The 19,810-nt window shown below is 64.5% G+C and carries 13 protein-coding genes; 9 read left to right on the top strand and 4 right to left on the bottom strand.

Translation table 11 applies throughout. The features are described 5' to 3' along the window. The first annotated feature begins 13 nt into the window (after positions 1 to 13). Positions 14 to 355, top strand: a complete 342-nt coding sequence (locus GGD63_RS13685) for a hypothetical protein (protein ID WP_183242724.1) — start codon at positions 14 to 16, stop codon at positions 353 to 355. Here GGD63_RS13685 and GGD63_RS13680 read toward each other — a convergent pair. Continuing rightward, positions 329 to 4,444 (bottom strand): GAF domain-containing protein, encoded by a 4,116-nt coding sequence (locus GGD63_RS13680; protein ID WP_183242722.1) that lies wholly within the window; start codon positions 4,442 to 4,444, stop codon positions 329 to 331. The two genes, GGD63_RS13685 and GGD63_RS13680, sit on opposite strands and share 27 nt — an antisense overlap. Positions 4,445 to 4,739: 295 nt before the next feature. Here GGD63_RS13680 and GGD63_RS13675 point away from each other — a divergent pair, with 295 nt between their 5' ends. Genes GGD63_RS13675 through GGD63_RS13665 form a run of 3 tightly spaced genes read left to right on the top strand, consistent with a single transcriptional unit; the run spans position 4,740 to position 7,982 of the window. Further along, positions 4,740 to 5,792 (top strand): Ldh family oxidoreductase, encoded by a 1,053-nt coding sequence (locus tag GGD63_RS13675; protein WP_183242720.1) that lies wholly within the window; start codon positions 4,740 to 4,742, stop codon positions 5,790 to 5,792. 21 nt (positions 5,793 to 5,813) lie between these two features. Then, positions 5,814 to 7,181, top strand: coding sequence for an LLM class flavin-dependent oxidoreductase (locus GGD63_RS13670; protein WP_183242718.1), 1,368 nt, complete (start codon positions 5,814 to 5,816; stop codon positions 7,179 to 7,181). Between the two features lie 15 nt (positions 7,182 to 7,196). After that, positions 7,197 to 7,982, top strand: coding sequence for a fumarylacetoacetate hydrolase family protein (locus GGD63_RS13665; protein ID WP_183242717.1), 786 nt, complete (start codon positions 7,197 to 7,199; stop codon positions 7,980 to 7,982). A 274-nt stretch (positions 7,983 to 8,256) separates the two neighbouring features. Here GGD63_RS13665 and GGD63_RS13660 read toward each other — a convergent pair whose 3' ends face one another. Then, on the bottom strand, positions 8,257 to 8,712 hold the full coding sequence (locus tag GGD63_RS13660) for an Lrp/AsnC family transcriptional regulator (protein ID WP_183242715.1): 456 nt from the start codon (positions 8,710 to 8,712) through the stop codon (positions 8,257 to 8,259). Positions 8,713 to 8,865: 153 nt separating this feature from the next. On the opposite strand from GGD63_RS13660, the gene GGD63_RS13655 reads away from it, so the two are divergent. Both GGD63_RS13655 and iaaH read left to right on the top strand, forming a co-directional pair. Further along, positions 8,866 to 12,315, top strand: coding sequence for an indolepyruvate ferredoxin oxidoreductase family protein (locus tag GGD63_RS13655; protein ID WP_183242713.1), 3,450 nt, complete (start codon positions 8,866 to 8,868; stop codon positions 12,313 to 12,315). A gap of 76 nt (positions 12,316 to 12,391) precedes the next feature. After that, positions 12,392 to 13,810 (top strand): indoleacetamide hydrolase, encoded by a 1,419-nt coding sequence (gene iaaH, locus GGD63_RS13650; protein WP_183242711.1) that lies wholly within the window; start codon positions 12,392 to 12,394, stop codon positions 13,808 to 13,810. 170 nt (positions 13,811 to 13,980) lie between these two features. On the opposite strand, the gene GGD63_RS13645 is transcribed toward iaaH, so the two are convergent. Next, a complete protein-coding gene (locus tag GGD63_RS13645; RefSeq protein ID WP_183242709.1) occupies positions 13,981 to 14,892 on the bottom strand; it encodes a LysR family transcriptional regulator in 912 nt (303 codons plus the stop codon). A 295-nt stretch (positions 14,893 to 15,187) separates the two neighbouring features. Here GGD63_RS13645 and GGD63_RS13640 point away from each other — a divergent pair, with 295 nt between their 5' ends. The 3 genes from GGD63_RS13640 to GGD63_RS13630 all read left to right on the top strand — a co-directional run bounded on the left by GGD63_RS13640 (position 15,188) and on the right by GGD63_RS13630 (position 18,588). Then, positions 15,188 to 16,369 (top strand): HlyD family secretion protein, encoded by a 1,182-nt coding sequence (locus GGD63_RS13640; protein ID WP_183242707.1) that lies wholly within the window; start codon positions 15,188 to 15,190, stop codon positions 16,367 to 16,369. Positions 16,370 to 16,488: 119 nt separating this feature from the next. Further along, positions 16,489 to 18,099 carry an MDR family MFS transporter gene (locus GGD63_RS13635; protein ID WP_183242704.1) on the top strand — a complete coding sequence of 537 codons (1,611 nt, stop codon included), beginning with the start codon at positions 16,489 to 16,491 and terminating at the stop codon, positions 18,097 to 18,099. A 27-nt stretch (positions 18,100 to 18,126) separates the two neighbouring features. After that, positions 18,127 to 18,588 carry a carboxymuconolactone decarboxylase family protein gene (locus GGD63_RS13630; RefSeq protein WP_183242703.1) on the top strand — a complete coding sequence of 154 codons (462 nt, stop codon included), beginning with the start codon at positions 18,127 to 18,129 and terminating at the stop codon, positions 18,586 to 18,588. Positions 18,589 to 18,817: 229 nt separating this feature from the next. On the opposite strand, the gene GGD63_RS13625 is transcribed toward GGD63_RS13630, so the two are convergent. Then, positions 18,818 to 19,678, bottom strand: coding sequence for a D-amino-acid transaminase (locus GGD63_RS13625; protein WP_183242701.1), 861 nt, complete (start codon positions 19,676 to 19,678; stop codon positions 18,818 to 18,820). Between the last annotated feature and the right edge of the window lie 132 nt (positions 19,679 to 19,810).

Below are 19,810 nucleotides of genomic sequence, written 5' to 3'. Positions count from 1 at the left end.
GAGTATCGATCCAATGCATCAGGCTGAACGCCTGGAGTTCGAGCGCGTGATGGATGAGTTCGTCCGCTGGCATGTCGTGCCCGAGGACGAGCGTTCGCCCGCGCCTGCCTGGTGGTGGGGGCCCGCCATGGCGGTGGTCGACGATCAGGAGCCGATGAGCCGCACATGGTGCGCCGAGCTCGGCCTAGACGAGGGCACGAGCTTCGCGGCCGGCGCGCGCACGATTCTGGCGCTGTTCGTCGAGCAGACGTCGCTGACGAGCCCCCAGGATTTTCCGAGCATGGCCGAGAGTGCGGATCACGACGTCCGCGAGCTGCACCCGCAGCCGTCAGACGACAGCGCGTTTCAGCCGTAACGCCGCAGCCGCAGTGGCAACCGGATCCGGCTCGGGCTGGAGCGGCGGTGCCACAGGCAGGACCATCGGCCGCAGCAGTTCGGCCATCTGCTTGGCCGGCAGCGGCTTCGAGATCAGGAAGCCCTGCATCTCGTCGCAGCCGTGGCTGCGCAGGAACGCCTCCTGCTCGGCGTTCTCGACGCCTTCGGCGACGACCGTCATGCCGAGCGCCTTACCCATGCTGATGATCGCCTGCGCAATCGCCTGATCCTCGGAATCCTGCGGCAGGTCGCGCACGAAGGAGCGGTCGATCTTGATGGTGTCGATCGGAAAGTGCTTCATCAGCGACATCGACGAATAGCCGGTGCCGAAATCGTCGATCGCAAGGCGGATGCCGCGGCTCTGGATGGCGTCGAGCACCTTGAGCGCACGTCCGACATTGCGCATCATCATGCTCTCGGTGACCTCGAGCTGGAGCAGCACCGGCGACATGCCTGAGGCCGCCAACGCCTCGTCGACATCCTGCAACAGATGCTCGTCGGCGAACTGCCGGGGCGACAGGTTGACGGCCATCGACAGCGGCAGCAATCCGCGGCGCTGCCAGGCCATGGCCTGCGCGCAGGCCTCATTCAGCACCCAGCGGCCGATCGGCACGATCAACCCGGTTTCCTCCGCAAGCGGAATGAATTGTGCGGGCGAGACGCTGCCGAGATCGGGATGGGTCCAGCGCAGCAGCGCTTCCACGCCGGTGATCTGGCCGGTCTCCATGTCCACCTTGGGCTGGTAGTTCAGCGAGAACTGCTCGCGCTCCAGCGCCCGGCGAAGCGCGCTCTCCAGCGACAGGCGCTCGATCGACTGAGTCTTCACCTCCTTGGAGAAGAAGCGGTAGCCGTTCTTGCCGTCCTCCTTGGCCAGATACATTGCCATGTCGGCGTTCTTGGTCAGCGTCTGCGCGTCGGAGCCGTTGGCCGGATACATCGCGATGCCGATCGAGGCCGTGGTATGGCACTCGTGACCGGCGAGCTCCATGGGCTCGGCGAGCGCCGCGAGCAGCCCGGTCGCGATGCGCTGGACGTCGTCGATCTCGCCGCACTGGTCGAGGATGACCACGAACTCGTCGCCGCCGAGACGCGCCACCACGTCGCTAGCCCGCAGCGCGCCGCACAAGCGGTTCGCCACTTCGAGCAGCAGCAGGTCGCCGGCCTCGTGCCCCAGCGAGTCGTTGATGACCTTGAAGCGGTCGAGATCGATGAACAGGACCGCAAACCGGTGGTCGTGGCGCTGCGCGGTGTCGATTGCCGCGCGCAGCAGCCCGTTGAAGGTCTCGCGGTTCGGCAGGTCGGTCAGGCTGTCGTGCGAGGCGAGATATTCGATCCGCTCGTCCGCCTTGTTCTTCTCGTCGGCCCGATCGAAATTCTCCATCGCGAAGGAGACGTTGTCGGCCAGGCGCTGCAGCAGCTCGACGAACTCTTCCGTGAAGGTTCCGGGCTCGGTCGACATGTAGATCATGACGCCGACGGCACGATCGTGCACGACGAGCGGAAACGCCGCGCCCGACCGCGCCCCGTCGCCGCGCACGATGGCATGGAAGACACGGACGCGATCGTCGTTGAGGTAGTCGTTGCTGATGCACGGCTGGCGCGAGCGGAACGCCGTGCCGCTCATGCCGCGCCCCTCGGGACGCTCGGGGTCGATGGAGAGGCGGATGTTGCGCGTGGTGTCCGCGGACGGCCCGGCCGCCGCCACGATCTCGAGCTGATCGCTGCCCTCCATTGCCAGCGCGATCGTCGTCGAGGTGAATTTCGCGCCGTTCGAGGCGGCGAGGCAGACGAGGTCGAACAGCTCTGCACGCGACTTGGCCCGCATGATCGCCTCGTTGGTGGCGCTCAGCGCTGCGAACATGCGCGTCAGGCGTTCCTTCTGCGCCTCGGTGCGGGCCTTTTCCTCCGCCCGGTCGAAATTGTCGAGCGCGAAGGAGACGTTCTCGGCGAGGCGTCCGAGCAATTCGACCAGATCCGGCGTGAATGTGTTCTCTTCGGGCGCGAGGAAAAGCAGGATGCCGATCGGCTCCTGGCCTGCCTTTAGAAGCGGAAAGCTAGCGGCTGCCCGCGTTCCATCCTCGATCGCCTTTGCCCGCCAGTATGCCGAACGCGGCTGGTTCAGATAGTCGTTCATGACACTGGGCCGACGGGTCCGGAGCGAGGTGCCGATGATCCCCTGGCCCTCGGGATGCCCGGCGGAAATGATACAGGTCCGTCCGACCATCTGCTCCTGCAGGCGTCCCTTTACTGCAACGACGCGAACGAGCTCATCTTCCTTGTCTATGATGCCAATCGTCGCCGAAGCGAACACGTCGCCGAGGACCGCCGCCTGGCATGCCGCCTCGAACAGATCCTCACGCGTCTTGGCGCGCATGATGGCTTCATTGGTTGCGCTCAGCGCCTCGAACATTCCGCTCAGGCGATTGCGCTGCTTGTCCACTTGCGCCTTCGCCTCGGCACGGTCGAAATTCTCCAGCGCAAAAGAGACGTTGGCCTGGAGCCTGCGCAGCAGCTCGACCAGTTCGGGCGTGAAGGTGCCGCACTCCGGCGAGTTGAACAGAAACACGCCCTCGACCCGGTCGCCGTTGAACAGCGGCAGCGCCGCGGAGGACGCGATCCCGTTGCGGCGGGCGCTGGCGTGCCAGGGCGCGATGCGGTCGTCGGCGAGCACGTCGTTGCTGACGGCAGGCTGGCGCGTGCGGAATGCGGTGCCGGTCAGCCCGCGTCCCTCCGCCACCTGCTCGGAGATCGAGAACTTGAAGTTGCGAACCTGGCCGGCATTCGGTCCGTAGCTGGCGACCACGCGCAGCAGCTCGGCGCGCTGGTCGACCAGCGCGATGCTGGCCGAGGTGAACTTGGCGCCTTTGGCCGTCGCCTCGCAGACGAGCTCGAACAGCTCGGACCGCGACCGCGCGCGCAGGATCGCCTCGTTGGTGGCACTGAGCGCGGCATACATGCGCGCCAGGCGCTCTTCTTCCGCGGCGATCCTGGCCTTCTCGGCCTCCCGGCCGAAGTTCTCGATCGCGAACGAGACGTTCTCCGTCATCCGCAGCAGCAGCGCGACAATCTCATCGTCCTTGGCCCAGGAGCGGCTGATGAAGAACAGAAGCACGCCGACGCTTTCGCCACGCTTGATCAGCGGCGCGACCACGCAGGCGGCGACGCCGGTGTTGACGTTGGCCTGCTCCCACGGCGAGCCCTTGGTGCGGCTGGCGAGATCGTCCTCGATGACGGCTCTCTGGGTCCGGAACACCTCGCCGGAGATGCCCTTGCCATAGGGGTTTTCCGGATCGACCGAATAGCGCGCCTGGGTGACGAGCTCGAGGTTCTGCCCGGTGGCGGCAACCGGCTTCATCCAGTGCGAATCCGGTTCACGGAGCAGCACGATGGTCGCCAGCGACTTGCCGCTGTGCACGGAGGCGTCGCAGACGAGCTGGTACAGCTCCTGCTCGGTCTTGGCCCGCAGGATCGCCTCGTTGGTGGCGCTGATGGCGCCGAACATGCGGTTGAGCCGCCGTGTCGCCCGTTCGCTGGTCTGCCGCGCGGTCTCGCGCGCAAAATTGTCCAGCGCGTAGGAGATGTTGGCCGACATGCGCTCGAACAGCGACACCATCTGCTCGTTCAGCGAGTTCGCCTCGCTCCGCGTCACGTACAACACGCCGACGCTCTTGCCGTTGCAGAGCAGCGGCAACGCCGCGGCCGCACCGATGTGCGCCTTGGTGGCGCCCTCACGCCACGCCAGCGAGCGCGGATCGTTCAGATAGTCGTTGCTGATGCACAGCTTCTGATCGCGAAATGCCTCGCCGCCGACACCCGATCCCTCCGGCGTGCCGGCGTCCGTCGTGACCTCGAGCGAGCGCAGCCGCGGGATATCGTCGCCGCTGCCGGCCGCAAAGCGCAGCCGCCGGCCATCGGGGCCCACCAGGAACACGGCCACGGCCAAAAAGTCCCCGCTCGAAAATCCGGCGTCGCAGACCTTCTGGTACAGCTCGTCCGGCGATCTCGCGTAGAGGATCGCTTCATTGATGGCGCTCAGCGCCGCAAATGTGCGCGCGAGTGTCGTCGGCACGATCTCAGCTCCCGGGCATTTCTGCCTATTTCTCCCGGTGCCTTTATCAGCGGCGATCGCCTAAGTGGTCGTTATTGCCTGTTGCAAACCGTCGATCAAAGTGAACGAGCTGCGAACGATCGCCACAAAACTGTCGGGAATACCGCCGCACGGGACGAATCTTCGACGAAAGGCGTGTTCCGTTTACGAATTTGCAGCCCTGTGTTGGTTTACGGGAGATTGATATCGCTCCCGCGCTTTGAGACGATGGCGCCCAACAAGCAGCCCGTTAAGGGCACCAAGCCGGGGAAACGTCATGCCAATCGTCAGGGCCGACCGCCTCACGCGCATCAGCGCCGCGCTGCTCCAGGCGGCCGGAGCTTCCGAGGAAGAGGCCGACGCCGTCGCGATCGGCTGCGTCAACGCCAATCTCGCCGGCCACGATTCCCACGGCGTGATCGCCGTTCCCACCTATATCGATCGCATCAAGGCAGGGCACATCGTGCCCGGCGCAAAATGGACCATCGTCCAGGAATCGCCGACCACGACGGTGATCGACGGCCATTGGGGCTTCGGCTTCCACGTCAACGCCAAAGCCATGGCGCTGACGATCGAGAAGGCGAAGACGGCGAACGTCGCGGCCTGCACCGTATTCCGGCAAAGTCATGTCGGCCGCCTCGCGGCCTACCCCTTGATGGCAATGCGCGAGGGCATGATCGGGATTGCGACGGCGGATTCCGGCCGCTCGCCGAAACACGTGGCCCCGTTCGGCGGCAAGGAGGCGCGGCTCGGCACCAATCCGATCTCGATCGCGGTGCCGTGCGATCTTGATACACCCTTCTACCTGGATATGGCGACCTCGGCGGTCGCGGCCGGCAAGATCCAGCTCGCGGTCGCGCGTGGCGAGGAAATCCCCACCGGATGGATCATCGATGCCGAGGGGCGGCACACCACCGACCCCAGCCAATATCGCAAGGGCGGCGCCCTGCTGCCGCTCGGCGGCACCGAGGGCTACAAGGGCAGCGGCCTCGCCGCCATGGTCGAGGTGCTCTGCGGCCTGCTTACCGGCCTCGGCTTCGGCGTCGAGCCGACGGGACGGCACAATGACGGCTGCTTCATGGCCGTGTTCAACGTCGCTGCATTCCGCCCGCTGCAGGAGTTCAAGCGCGAGGTCGCCGAGTTCGCACGCTATCTGAAATCGACGCCGCCGTCCGAAGGCAGCAAGGGCGTCTACTATCCCGGCGAGATCGAGGGCCTGCGCGAACAGCAGCGGCTGCGCGACGGCATCGATGTCGAGGATGCCACCTGGGAGAAGCTGCGCACGCTGGCGCGCGACTACCGGCTCGACACGGTCCTCAATCTGGCCTGATGCAATTCGGAGAACAGCAGCATGACGCGGCAGATGGTACTGGTCGGCTTCCTCCAGGCGCAAAACTGCACCAACTTGCCGAGCTCGTGGCGGCATCCGGACTCGCGCGACGACTCCATGTCCGCGGATTACTATCAGGAGATCGCCAGGATCCTCGAAGCCGGCAAGTTCCACATGGCTTTCTTCGACGATCGCCTGGCGATGCCGGACCGTTATGGCAACGACCACGCCCACACCGTCGAATACGGCATCCGCTGCGTGAAGATGGACCCGCTGATCGTGCTGACCACGATGAGCATGGTCACCGAGAGGCTCGGCCTTGGCGCAACCTGCTCGACCACCTATTACGAGCCCTTCGACGTCGCCCGCCGCTTCGCAACGCTCGATCTGATGTCGGGCGGGCGCGCGGGATGGAACGTCGTCACCTCGCTCAATGACGGTGAAGCCCTCAATATGGGGCGCGACTCCCATCCCGAACATGATTCCCGCTATGACCGCGCCGACGAGTTCATGGAGGTCGTGCTCGGCCATTGGGACACCTGGGAGGACAGCGCGCTCATCATGGACAAGACAAGCGGCCGCTTTGCCGATCCCACCAAGGTGAAGCGGCTCGATCATAAGGGGCCGGCGTTCAAATCCCGCGGCCCGTTCACCGTGCCGCGATCGCAGCAGGGTCACCCCGTGATCATCCAGGCCGGCGCATCGGGCCGTGGCCAGCGCTTTGCCGGCCGCTGGGGCGAGGTGATCTTCACCGCCGCGCGCAACCTCGCCGCCGCCAAGGATGGCTATGCGGCCGTACGCAACGAAGCCGCCAAGGTCGGCCGCGATCCCGACCAGATGTTCCTCTGCAACCTGACGACGCCGGTCTGCGCCGCGACCAAGGCCGAAGCCGAGGACAAGATGGCGCTGATCAACAAGCTGCCGCTGCAGATCGACGCGCTGTCGCTGCTCGCCGAAGCGCTCAATTACGATTTCGCCTCCAAGGATCTCGACGAGCCCCTGACGACAGAAGAGCTCAAGAGCTTGCAGGGCATACTGGGCATCCGCGACGGCGTGCTGAAGAATTCAGGCAAGAGCAACCCGAGCGCGCGCGACTTCGTCACCTTCTCCGGCCGCGGCCAGGTGCAGGACGCCATGGTCGGCGGCCCCAAGGAGATCGCCGACAAGTTAGAGGAAATGTTCGTCGAGCGCGGCTGCGACGGTTTTGTCATCGCCGCGACCTATGTGCCCGGCTCCTACGCGGACTTTGTGCAACACGTCGTGCCGGAGCTGCAACGCCGCGGGTTGTTCCAGAAGGACTATCGCGGCAAGACGTTGCGGGAAAATCTCGGGCTCAAGCGGCCGGCGGCCGGGGCCTGGAAGGTGCAGCCGCGCGATGCCGCGGAATAACGACGAGGAGACACCATGCGCTGGCTGAAATTCACCGCCGCGGACAAGACCTCCTGGGGGATCATCGAAGGCGATCAGGTCACCGCGATCGACGGCGATCCATTCGGCGAATGGCAGCGCACCTCGCGCACGCATCCGCTTGGCGACGTCAAGATCGAGCTGCCGCTGATCCCGCGTACCTTCTATTGTGTCGGCCTGAACTATCTGAAGCACCTGAAGGAAGCCGCCGACAAGCGCGGCGAGGTGCCGGCCGTGCCTGATAGGCCCGAGATCGGCTATCGCGCGCAGAACGCGCTGATCGCGCATGACGAGGAGGTCGTGATCCCGCCCTTGGCGACGGACAAGATCCACTATGAAGGCGAACTCGTCGTCGTCATCGGCAAGAAGGTGAAGCACCTCACCAAAGAGAACGCGATGGACTGCGTGTTCGGCTACACCATCGGCAACGATGTCAGCGAACGCAGCTGGCAGAAGGCCGATCGCAGCCTGTGGCGCTCGAAGAACGCCGATACGTTCAAGCCGATGGGCCCGTGGATCGAGACCGATGCCAATCTCGCCAAAATGCAAACGATTGTCCGGGTCAATGGCAAGGAGACCAACCGCTTCTACACCAACGACATGATCTTCGGCGTGGTGCCGTTCCTGGTCGAGCTGACCAAGTATTTTACGCTATGGCCGGGCGACGTGATCTGGATGGGGACCGACGGCGCCTCGCCCGACATCAAGCACGGCGATGTCGTGGAGATCGAGATCACCGGGGTCGGGACGTTGCGGAACAGGTTCGTGCGGGAGCAGCGGTAACGAAGGTGCCGTAGAGTGGGCAAAGCGAAGCGTGCCCACCATCACATGCGCCCCGTATGAATGCGGTGCACCCACAACGTCATTGCGAGCGCAGCGAAGCAATCCAGACTGCCTCTGCGGAAAGACTCTGGATTGCTTCGCTGCGCTCGCAATGACGGGGAAGCGTCAGCGTATTCACAAGTTCTATCTCGGTTGCGGAAAAATGGTGGGCACGGCGCTACGCGCCTTTGCCCACCCTACGAGAGCGGTGCGAGCCCACAGCACTTCCCGTGTCTCAAAACGGCAGCGCCACGCTGGTCTTGATCTCCTTCAGCACCACGTTGCTGCGGACGTAGCGGATGCCGGGAATGCGGAACATGAACTCGTCGAGGAAGCGGTTGTAGGCGGCCATGTCCTGCACGACGACGCGGAGGTGATAATCGGCATCGCCCGTGGTCGCGAAGCACTCCAGCACCTCGCGGCGCTTGGTCACCCGCGTCACGAACTCGTCCACGAACTTCGCATCGTGCCGCTCCAGCGAGACGTGGAGGATGGCCGACATCGTAAATCCCGCCTGCTCGCGCGCGACCAGCGCCGCATAGCCCTGGATGACGCCGCTCTCCTCCAGCGCCCGCACCCGGCGCCAGCAGGCCGAGGTGGACATGCCGACCTCGTCCGCGAGTTGCTGATTGGTGGCGCGGCCATCCCTCTGGAGATGGGCGAGAATCCGGGTGTCCTGCTCTTCGATCATGGAAGCCTCCCAGTTTGGGAACCTCTACCAAATTTGATGGCCTCGCGCAAAATTCTACCGAATTTGTGACATTCACGGGATAAATAGGTAAGACCTACCAGCCTTCCAGGCATACCCTTCCATCATCAGGCAGGATGCCGTGCGAGGTCCGCCATGGACGCTATTCCATCACTCGACACTTACGAGCTCTCCGACCGCTACGACCGCGACGAGGGCCGTGTCTTCCTCACGGGCACGCAGGCCATCGTTCGCATCGCGCTCGACCAGGCGAGGCGCGACCGGGCGAGCGGCCTCAACACCGCGGGTTTCATCTCCGGCTATCGCGGCTCGCCGCTCGGCGGCATCGATCTCGAGCTGTGGCGCATCCAGGAGCGCCTCAAGCAAGACCGCATCGAATTCCTTCCCGCTGTGAACGAGGACCTCGCGGCGACGGCGGTGCTGGGCTCGCAGCAGGTCGAGACGCAAGGAGATCGCGAGGTCGATGGCGTGTTCGGCCTGTGGTACGGCAAGGGTCCCGGCGTCGATCGTTCCGGCGATGCGCTCAAGCACGGCAACGCCTACGGCTCCTCGCCGCATGGCGGCGTGCTGGTGGTCGCCGGCGACGACCATGGTTGCGTCTCCTCGTCGATGCCGCACCAGTCCGACGTTGCCTTCATGAGCTGGTTCATGCCGACGCTGCATCCGGCCGATGTCGGCGAATATCTGGCGTTCGGCGAGTATGGCTACGCGCTGAGCCGCTTCTCCGGCATGTGGGTCGGCTTCAAGGCGATCTCGGAGATCGTGGAATCAGGCGCATCCGTCGCGCTGCGCCCGCCGCGCCTCTTCCGCACGCCCGACTTCACGCCGCCGCCGGGCGGCCTGCACTATCGCTGGCCCGACCTGCCGGGTCCGCAGATCGAGGAGCGGCTGGAAGCGAAGAAGCATGCGGTCTATGCCTTCGCAAAAGCCAATCCGATCGACCGCCACATCTACGACATCCCTAGCGCGACCTACGGCATCGTCACGACCGGCAAGGCTCATCTCGATTTGATGGAAGCGTTGCGGCTGATGGGCCTCGATGAAACGGCCTGCCGCAGCATCGGCATCGATGTCTACAAGGTCGGCATGGTCTGGCCGCTGGCGTTGCATGACGCCATGGATTTCGTGAAAGGCAAGCGCGAGATCCTCGTGGTCGAGGAGAAGCGCGGCATCATCGAGAGCCAGTTCAAGGAATACTTTTACGACTATCCCGGCAGCAAGCCCGAACGCATGGTTGGCAAGCATGACGAAACCGGCGCAAGATTAATCTCCTGGATTGGTGAATTGTCGCCGCGCGCGCTCGCTGGCGTGCTGGCACGGCGGCTCGATCCGATGTTTCCAGGCCTCAATCTCGCCGCACGCGCCGCCGCCTTGATGCCGGAGGCCGCACGCACGATCAACGTCCCGGGCGCAACGCGCACGCCCTATTTCTGCTCCGGCTGCCCGCACAACACGTCGACGAAAGTGCCTGAGGGATCGAAGGCGCTGGCCGGCATCGGCTGCCACTTCATGGCGAGCTGGATGGACCGGGAGACATCGTCGCTGATCCAGATGGGCGGCGAGGGCGTGAACTGGGCTGCTTCATCGCGATTTACCGGCCACAAGCACGTGTTCCAGAACCTCGGCGAAGGCACCTATTATCATTCGGGCTCGATGGCGATCCGGCAGGCGATCGCCGCCAAGGCCAATATCACCTACAAGATCCTGTTCAACGACGCCGTCGCCATGACCGGCGGCCAGCCGGTCGACGGCCCGATCAGCGTGCATGCCATCGCGCACAGCGTCCGCGCCGAAGGCGTGGCACGCATCGCACTGGTCTCGGACGATCCCGCGCAGTTTTCACCGGCGGACCTGCCCATCGGCGTGACCATTCATCCCCGCGAGGAGATGGACGCCGTGCAGCGCGAGCTGCGCGACATCCCCGGCGTCTCCGTCCTGATCTACCAGCAGACCTGCGCCACCGAGAAGCGGCGGCGCCGCAAGCGCGGGCAGATGGCCGATCCCAGGCGCTTTGCCTACATCAACGATCTCGTCTGCGAAGGCTGCGGCGACTGCTCGGTCGAATCAAACTGCCTCAGCGTCGAGCCGAAGGAGACGCCGTTCGGCCGCAAGCGCCAGATCAACCTGTCGGCCTGCAACAAGGATTTCTCCTGCCTCAACGGTTTCTGCCCGAGTTTCGTGACCGTCGAAGGCGCGACGCGGCGGAAGAAGAGCGCAAGCCAGATCGACGCGGCCGGCCACGCCGCCAAGCTTCCCTTGCCCGCCCCCGCCACACTTGACCGGCCCTACGACCTGCTGGTGACCGGCGTCGGCGGCACCGGCGTGATCACGGTCGGCGCGCTGATCGGCATGGCCGCGCATCTCGAACGCTTTGGCGTCTCGGTGCTCGACTTCACCGGCTTCGCGCAGAAGTTCGGCCCGGTGCTGAGCTATATCCGCCTCGCCGCCTCACCCGAAGCGTTGCATCAAGTCCGTATCGACCAGGGCGCGGCCGATGCGTTGATCGGTTGCGACCTCGTCGTCAGTTCGTCGCCTAAGGCGTCAGGCACCTATCGCCGCGGCACGCGTGCGGCCGTCAACACTGCGGAGATGCCGACCGGCGATATCGTCCGCTTCCGCGACGCCGATCTCGCTTCGCCAGCCCGCCTGCGCGCGATCCGTCAGGTCATCGGCAATGACAATCTCGGCACGATCAACGCCAATACGCTGGCCGAACGCCTGCTCGGCGATGCCGTCTATGCCAACATCATCATGCTGGGCTTTGCCTGGCAGCACGGCCTCATCCCCGTCTCGCTGCAGGCGCTGCTGCGCGCGATCGAGCTCAACGGCGTCGCGGTCGACCGCAACAAGCAGGCATTTGCCTGGGGCCGGATCGCAGCTGCCGATCCGGACTTTTTGCCGAAGGCGGACGATGCTCCCGAAGCCGAGACACTCGACCAGCTCATTGCGGGGCGAGCCGAGTTCCTCACGGCCTATCAAAACGAAGCCTATGCGGCACGATACCGGACGATCGTCGCAAAGGTCCGCAATGCCGAAGCCGGCCTGAACAGCCAGGCGCTGACCGTGGCGGTCGCCCGCGCGCTGTTCAAGCTGATGGCCTACAAGGACGAATACGAGGTGGCGCGCCTGCACATGAGAAGCGGCTTCCTCGACGAGTTGAAGGGCGAGTTCGAGGACGGTTTTGGCATCCAGTATCACCTCGCCCCGCCGTTCCTGCCGTCGAAGCACGATGCCCGCGGCCGGCCGCGCAAGCTTGCCTTCGGCCAGTGGATCCAGATGCCACTCGCCATGCTGGCGCGGTTGAAAGCATTGCGCGGAACGCCGTTCGATCCGTTCGGCTATACGAACGAGCGGCGCACCGAGCGGGAGCTGATCACCTGGTATGAAGGCCTGATCGAACGGATGCTCCGGGAGCTCGACGCGACGCATCTGCCTGACCTCGTTGCCATCGCAAAGGCGCCGATGGATATCCGTGGCTACGGCCCGGTGAAGGATACAGCGATCGCCAAGGTGAAGCCCGAGGTCGAGCGGCTACTTGCGAATTTGACGACATCGGTGACGCAAAAGATGCACGCCCACGGTTGACGCGGCACCAGTGAGGCCTCAGCCTCCGAACTTTAAGTGGCGCCCTGTTGGCGCCTCCGCAATCAGGTGACGCATCATGGATTTCGACCAGTTGACCCTGACCCAGGCCGCAGCTGACCTCCGCGTCGGCAAGGTGACGAGCACCGCGCTCACGACGGAAGCTCTTTCCCGCGCCAAAGCCAATGCCGATCTCAACGCCTTCGTCACTCTGGATGAAGCCGGCGCCTTGAAGGCCGCGGCCGCGTTCGACGCGGCAGGCGACAAGACAAAGCCGCTCGGCGGCGTGCCCATCGTGATCAAGGACAATATCGAGGTCGCGGGGCTGCCCTGTAGCGCCGGCACACCGGCGCTGAAGAATTACATTCCGAAGGCCGATGCGCCTGTTGTGGCAAAGCTGCGCGACGCCGGAGCGGTCATCATCGGCAAGACCAGCATGCACGAACTCGCCTTCGGCATCTCCGGCTACAACACCGCGTTCAAGACCGGCGCCGAGTTCGGTGTGCGCAACGCCTATGATCGCGCCTTGATCGCCGGCGGCTCCTCGTCAGGCACGGGCGCGGCGATCGGCGCGCGGATCGTCGCCGGCGGGCTTGGCACCGACACCGGCGGATCGGTGCGGGTCCCCGCAGCCCTGAACGGATGCGCCTCGCTGCGCCCGACCGTCGGCCGCTATCCGCAGGACGGCATCGCGCCGATCTCGCACACCCGCGATACCGCAGGTCCGATGGCCGCAACCATGGCCGACGTCGCGCTGCTCGATCGCGTCATTGCGGGCGGCGATACGATTGTGGCGGCTGATCTGACGCAGGTCCGCGTCGGCATCGTGAGGTCGATGCTGACCAATCTCGATGCCGACACCGAGGCCGCCTTCCATGCGGCAGTCGCGCAGATGAAAGCCCGAGGCATCGTCGTGGTCGAGATCGAGATGCCGCAACTGGCAGAGCTCGACGGCCAGGTCAGCTTTCCCGTCGCGCTGTACGAGGCCTATGACGATCTGGTCGCCTATCTCAAGCGCACTGGAACCGGGCTCAGCATCGAGACAGTGGCGGAGGAGATCGCCAGCGCCGACGTGAAGGGCACCTATGATGGCCTGGTGATCCCGCGCAAGCTGCCGGCTCCCGATGGTACGCTGGTGGACGCCAGGCCGATCTATGACGCCGCGATCGGGACTGCACGGCCAGCGCTGCAGGCGCTGTATGCCAGGACCTTTGCCGGCAACCAGCTCGATGCGATCGCCTTTCCGACCACGCCGCGCGTCGCCATTCCCTCCAACCCCGAGTCCAGCAGCCTCGAGAATTTCGGCCTGTTCATCCAGAACACCGACCCCGGCAGCAATGCCGGCATTCCCGGCATCCAGATCCCGATCGCGCTTGGCGCCAGCAGCAAATTGCCGATCGGGCTCGAGCTGGATGGTCCCGCGGGAAGCGATCGTCGGCTGCTTGCGATCGGCATCGCGCTCGACAGCGTGTTTGGGAGACTGCCGTCGCCACGTTGACGGAATCGTGGCCAACGTTACGCCCCCTCGTCATTGCGAGGAGCGCTTGCGACAAAGCAATCCAGAGTCTTTCTGCGGCGGGATTCTGGATTGCTTCGCTCGCAATGACGAAGAAATGGTGGGCACGGCGCAAGGGCGCCTTTGCCCACCCTACGGCGTGATGCGCCAACTCACGAATACGGGTTGATTAGCTTCTGTTGCTCGGCGCTGTGATGCACGAGCATGTCGATGAAGGTCCTGACCTTCGCTGACAGATGATGGCGATGCGGATAGACCGCGTTCATGGACAGCTCGACCGTCCGATATTCCGGCAACAGGCGCACGAGGCGGCCGGCTTCGAGGTCGTCCTGAATGAGAAACCCTGCCATCAGGCAGACGGCAGCACCCCCAAGCGCGACCTTCCGCAGTGCTTCGCCGCTGTTGGTAACGAAGCTGCCGGAGATGCGGACCGAGGCCGGTGCGCCCTTGCGGTCGAAGAAGCGCCATTCGTCCCCGAAAGGATAGTTCAAGTGCCGGGCGCAATTGTGCGCGGTGAGCTCATCGAGCTTCTGCACGCGGCCGTGCTTCTCGATGTAATCGTGCGAGCAGCACAGCACGTGACGCCAGGTGGCGAGGCTCCGCACGATCAGGCTCGAATCCGGCGGCGGAGTCATGCGCAGGGCAACGTCGTAGCCTTCCTCGATGAGATCGACATCGGCCTCGCCCATGCGCAGATCGATCTTGAGCTCCGGATAGGCCGACAGGAGCTTCGCCACCACCGGCGTCACGAACGGCACCATGTGAGTGGCGACGTGGATGCGCAGCGTGCCGCGGGGCACCGACTGCAATTCGCTTGCGATGTCGTCGGCCTGTTCGATGTCGGCGAGGATCTGCGTGGCGCGGTCGTAATAGGCCTTGCCGATCTCGGTCAGGCTGACCTTGCGCGTGGTGCGGTGAAGCAGCCTGACCCCGAGCCGGTCTTCCAGTGCCTGCACGTGATTGCTCACCATGGTGGTCGACATGTTGAGCTTGCGGGCTGCTGCGGAGAAGCCGCCGGTCTCGACCACCCGGCTGAACACTTCGAGGCTGGTCAATCGATCCATGGTCGCGTGATTATCCGCTTCTGATCGACAATCGCGAGAAATCACCCCGGATCATCAGTTCACACACGTCGCGTCCCGCTTGCGGCTTCGCCGAAGGGGACGCACGCCTCAGCAGCAATCGCGCGACAGAGGCGGCAATCGCTCTGGGGCAGTCGCAGCCCCGGCCCGGTAGACATCACGAACCGAGGCAACGGCTCCGATTATCCACCCCTAGTGGATAATCCTTCCAGAATTTTGCCAATTATCACCGGGGCCGGCAAGACCGATAGTCTCAGCGAGCCGACAGGAGACCGCAATGTCCGAGATGCCCCGCACCGAGACCTTCCAGCAAGCGATTGAAATTACTAGAGATTACGCCAAGGCGCCGCCGGCAATCCCGGTCCGGAACAGGGTCCGGCGTGCGGCCCTGGTGCTCGCCCTCCTCGCAGGCACGGCAACCATGGCCTACTACGGCCACGATTACTGGACCCACGGCCGCTACCTCGAGACCACCGACGACGCCTATGTGAAGGCGGACTCCACGATCATCGCGCCAAGGGTCTCCGGCTACATCGCCAAGGTGCTGGTCGGCGACAACGAGAAGGTCAGAGCGGGCCAGCTCCTCGCCAGGATCGACGACCGCGACTTCAAGGCGGCGCTGGATCAGGCCCGCGCCGACGTCGCCGCCGGCGAAGCCTCGGTGCGCAACATCGACGCCCAGCTCGAGCTGCAGCAGCCCGTCATCGCGCAGAGCACTGCCGATGTCGCCGCAGCCGATGCCAATCTGAAATTCGCGCAGGAGGAGCGCGCCCGCTACGACGACCTCATGAAGACCGGCTCCGGCACGATCCAGCGCGCACAGCAGACCGATGCAGCGCTGCGCGCCAGCAACGCGCAATTGCAGCACGCGAAATCGGGCCTTGTCGCCGCGCAGCGCAAGGTCGACGTGCTCACCACCCAGCGCGCCCAGGCCACTGCCCAGCTCGAACGCGCCCGTGCGGTCGCGCAGCAGGCGGCGTTGAACCTGTCCTATACCGAGATCACCGCGCCGGTGGACGGCACGGTCGGCGCCCGCAGCTTGCGCGTCGGCCAATATGTGCAGGCCGGCACGCAATTGATGGCGGTGGTGCCGCTCGATGCGGTCTATGTCGTCGCCAATTTCAAGGAGACGCAGCTGACGCATGTGCGCGCCGGCCAGTCGGTCGAGCTGCACGTCGACAGTTTTCGCAACCAGACCCTGCGGGGCCATGTCGACAGCCTGTCGCCGGCCAGCGGACTCGAATTCGCACTGCTGCCACCCGACAATGCCACCGGCAATTTCACCAAGATCGTGCAGCGTGTGCCGGTGAAGATCGTGCTCGACGACCACAGCCTCACCGGCCTGCTGCGGCCCGGCATGTCGGCGGTGCCGACCGTCGACACCAAGGCGACGGTGCTGGCCGAACGCGAGACGGCGAAGCGCCTTGCTGACAATACGACACGCCCGAACGGCGGCTGAAGGCAAGGAAGGCTCCGGCGGGATCGTCAAATCCTGCCGGATGATCCCTCCAGAACTTCCCCGATGATCGAAACCGTCCGCCTAATACATCCTGTCTCCGTAATTGAGACGAGGCTTCCGTGAGCACGCTTCAACCCACCCTCAACGCCACCTCCGCCGCCAACATTCCCGCGCCCGCCGCAGCACCGGCGGTGTCCGCCAAAACCTGGATCGCGGTGATCGGCGCGACGCTCGGCGCCTTCATGGCGGTGCTGAACATCCAGATCGTCAACGCCTCGCTCGCGGACATCCAGGGCGCAATCGGCGCCGGCATCGACGACGGCGGCTGGATCTCGACGTCCTATCTGATCGCGGAAATCGTGGTGATCCCGCTGTCGGGCTGGCTCGCGCAGGTGTTCTCGATCCGCATCTATCTGCTCACCAATGCGGTCCTGTTCCTGGTTCTGTCGGCCGCCTGCGCGCTGGCGCAGGACCTGCCGCAGATGATCGTGCTGCGCGCCGTGCAGGGCTTTACCGGCGGCGTGCTGATCCCGATGGCCTTCACGCTGATCATCACGCTGCTGCCGCGCGGCAAGCAGCCGGTCGGACTTGCGCTGTTCGCGCTGTCGGCAACGTTCGCGCCGGCGATCGGCCCGACCATCGGCGGCTATCTCACCGAGAATTTCGGCTGGCAGTACATCTTCTACGTCAACCTCGTGCCCGGCGCGATCATGGTCGGCATGCTCTGGTACGCGCTCGAGGCAAGACCGATGAGGCTGTCACTGCTGCGTGAGGGCGACTGGGCCGGCATCATCACCATGGCGATCGGACTCTCGGCGCTGCAGACCGTGCTGGAGGAAGGAAACAAGGACGACTGGTTCGGCTCGCCATTCATCGTCAAGCTCAGCGTGATCGCGACCGTGGCGCTGACCGCGTTTCTCGTCATCGAGCTCACCGTGAAGAAGCCGCTGCTCAACCTGCGCCTGCTGGTGCGACGCAATTTCGGCTTCGGCATGCTCGCGAATTTCCTGCTCGGCATCGCGCTGTACGGCTCGGTGTTCATCCTGCCGCAATACCTGTCGCGCATCCAGGGCTACAATGCCGAGCAGATCGGCATGGTGCTGGCCTGGACCGGGCTGCCGCAGCTCCTGCTGATCCCGCTGGTGCCGCGCCTGATGCAGCGGTTCGACGCGCGGATCATCATCGGCATCGGCTTCGTGCTGTTTGCGGCATCCAATTTCATGAACATCTACATGACCAACGACTACGCCGCCGACCAGTTGCTGTGGCCCAATGTCGTTCGCGCCGTCGGCCAGGCGCTGGTGATGGCACCGTTGTCGGCGGTGGCGACCGCTGGAATCGAAGCCGAGAACGCGGGCTCGGCCTCCGGCCTGTTCAACATGATGCGCAATCTCGGCGGCGCCGTCGGCATTGCGCTGCTCCAGACCGTGCTGACCAAGCGCGAGCAGTATCACTCCAACGTGCTGATGCAGTCGGTTTCGGTGTTCGAGCAGGCCACACGCACGCGGCTCGAGCAGCTCACGCAATATTTCGTCAACCACGGCATCCTCGACCGTGCGGACGCGTCGCATCGCGCCTATGTTGCGATCGGCCATATCGTGCAGAAGCAGGCTTACATCTTCGCCTTCAGCGATACGTTCTACCTGCTCGGCATGGCACTGATCGTCGCTCTCATCGCCGTATTCTTTCTGAAGAAGCCCGGCCAGACTTCAGCTGGCGGAGCCCACTGATTCCAACCAAAGAAAAGGAGAACGACCATGAAACCCCGCATGAACTATTACCAGGCCGCGCCCGATACGATCAAAGCGCTGATGGCGCTGGAAGAGCAGATCCAGTCGACCGGCCTGGAAAAATCGCTGATCGAGCTGGTCAAGATTCGGGCGTCGCAGATCAACGGCTGCGCCTTCTGCATCAACATGCACACCGAGGACGCCCGCAAGCGCGGCGAGACCGAGCAGCGCATCTACCTGCTCAATGCCTGGCGCGAATCCCCGCTCTACACTGACCGCGAGCGCGCCGCGCTGGCCTGGACGGAAGCGGTGACGCTGATCTCCGAGACGCACGCGCCTGATGACGTCTACGAGCAGGTTCGCGCGCAATTCTCCGACGCGGACACGGTGAACCTGACCATGCTGATCGGGGCCATCAATGCCTGGAACAGGATCGCGATCGCGTTCCGCGCCGTGCATCCGGTGAAGGTGAAGGCGTCGGTGGCGTGAGACATTCACAACTGTCATGCCCCGCGAAGGCGGGGCATCCAGTACGCCGCGGCCTCTCGGTTCAATAACAAGCGTCTCTGGAATACTGGATCGCCCGCCTTCGCGGGCGATGACAGTCTCGTAGGGTGGGCCAAGCGAAGCGTGGCCACCTCTTCTGTCTAATTCATGGAAAGATGGTGGACACGGCGCACTTGCGCCGTGCCCACCCTACGATAGCGGAGTGTACCGCCTAAACCGCCGTCGCCTTGGCGAACTCTACATAGATCTCGCGCAGGCGCGTGGCCATCGGGCCCGGCTTGCCATCGCCGATCTTCTTGCCGTCGACTGCGATCACCGGCTGCACGAAGGAGGATGCGCTGGTGATGAACGCTTCCTTGGCAGCAAGCGCCTCGGCGACCGTGAAGGAACGTTCCTCGACGCGGAGCTGGCGCTCCTCGGCAAGCGCAATCACCGCCTTGCGGGTGCAGCCCGGCAGGATCGCGTTGGAGTTCTTGCGGGTGACGATGACGTCGTCCTTGGTGAGGATGAATGCCGACGACGAGCCGCCTTCGGTGACGTAGCCATCCTGCAGCATCCAGGCCTCGCCGGCGCCGGCTTCGGCCGCGGCCTGCTTCGCCAGCACCTGGGCCAGCAGCGCGACACTCTTGATGTCGCGGCGTTCCCAGCGAATATCGGGCACCGTGATCACGTTGATGCCCGTCTTTGCCACCGGAGCGTTGATGATGTCCTTCTCCGAGGTGAACATCACCAGGCTCGGCTTGACGTCACCCTTGGGGAACGGGAAGTCGCGGCCCTTGTCGGCGCCGCGCGTGACCTGGAGGTAGACGAGACCGCTCTCGAGCTTGTTGCGCGCAATCAGCTCCTTCTGCAGCTCGGTAATGCGCTCGATCGTCTCCGGCAGCTTCAGCTTGATCTCGCCGACCGACCGCTCCAGTCGCGCCAGATGCGAGGCGTTGTCGACCAGCTTGCCGTCCAGCACGGCCGAGACCTCGTAGATGCCGTCGGCGAACAGGAAGCCGCGATCGAGCACCGAGATTTTGGCTTCCGAGAGCGGGACGAATGAGCCGTTGACATAGGCGAGCGGGTCCAAGGCAGGTCTCCTGGGAGGAAAGGGGGAATTGCGCGTGTATACGCGAAATGGGAGGGCCGATCACCCCTCTATTCGTCATTCCGGGGCATTCGCAAAGCGAATGAGCCCGGAATCTCGAGATTCTCAGGTGCG

Source organism: Bradyrhizobium sp. cir1, assembly GCF_014198245.1.
Lineage (GTDB): Bacteria > Pseudomonadota > Alphaproteobacteria > Rhizobiales > Xanthobacteraceae > Bradyrhizobium.
Note: the sequence above shows the minus strand (reverse complement) of the source record. Positions and strands in the feature narration are given on the sequence as shown.

Excerpts from the sequence above, each read along its gene's own strand:
- GGD63_RS13630 (WP_183242703.1), top strand. The coding sequence starts at position 18,127 with ATGAAACCCCGCATGAACTATTACCAGGCCGCGCCCGATACGATCAAA.
- GGD63_RS13655 (WP_183242713.1), top strand. The coding sequence starts at position 8,866 with ATGGACGCTATTCCATCACTCGACACTTACGAGCTCTCCGACCGCTAC.
- iaaH (WP_183242711.1), top strand. The coding sequence starts at position 12,392 with ATGGATTTCGACCAGTTGACCCTGACCCAGGCCGCAGCTGACCTCCGC.
- GGD63_RS13660 (WP_183242715.1), bottom strand. The coding sequence starts at position 8,712 with ATGATCGAAGAGCAGGACACCCGGATTCTCGCCCATCTCCAGAGGGAT.
- GGD63_RS13670 (WP_183242718.1), top strand. The coding sequence starts at position 5,814 with ATGACGCGGCAGATGGTACTGGTCGGCTTCCTCCAGGCGCAAAACTGC.
- GGD63_RS13665 (WP_183242717.1), top strand. The coding sequence starts at position 7,197 with ATGCGCTGGCTGAAATTCACCGCCGCGGACAAGACCTCCTGGGGGATC.
- GGD63_RS13685 (WP_183242724.1), top strand. The coding sequence starts at position 14 with ATGCATCAGGCTGAACGCCTGGAGTTCGAGCGCGTGATGGATGAGTTC.
- GGD63_RS13675 (WP_183242720.1), top strand. The coding sequence starts at position 4,740 with ATGCCAATCGTCAGGGCCGACCGCCTCACGCGCATCAGCGCCGCGCTG.
- GGD63_RS13645 (WP_183242709.1), bottom strand. The coding sequence starts at position 14,892 with ATGGATCGATTGACCAGCCTCGAAGTGTTCAGCCGGGTGGTCGAGACC.
- GGD63_RS13640 (WP_183242707.1), top strand. The coding sequence starts at position 15,188 with ATGTCCGAGATGCCCCGCACCGAGACCTTCCAGCAAGCGATTGAAATT.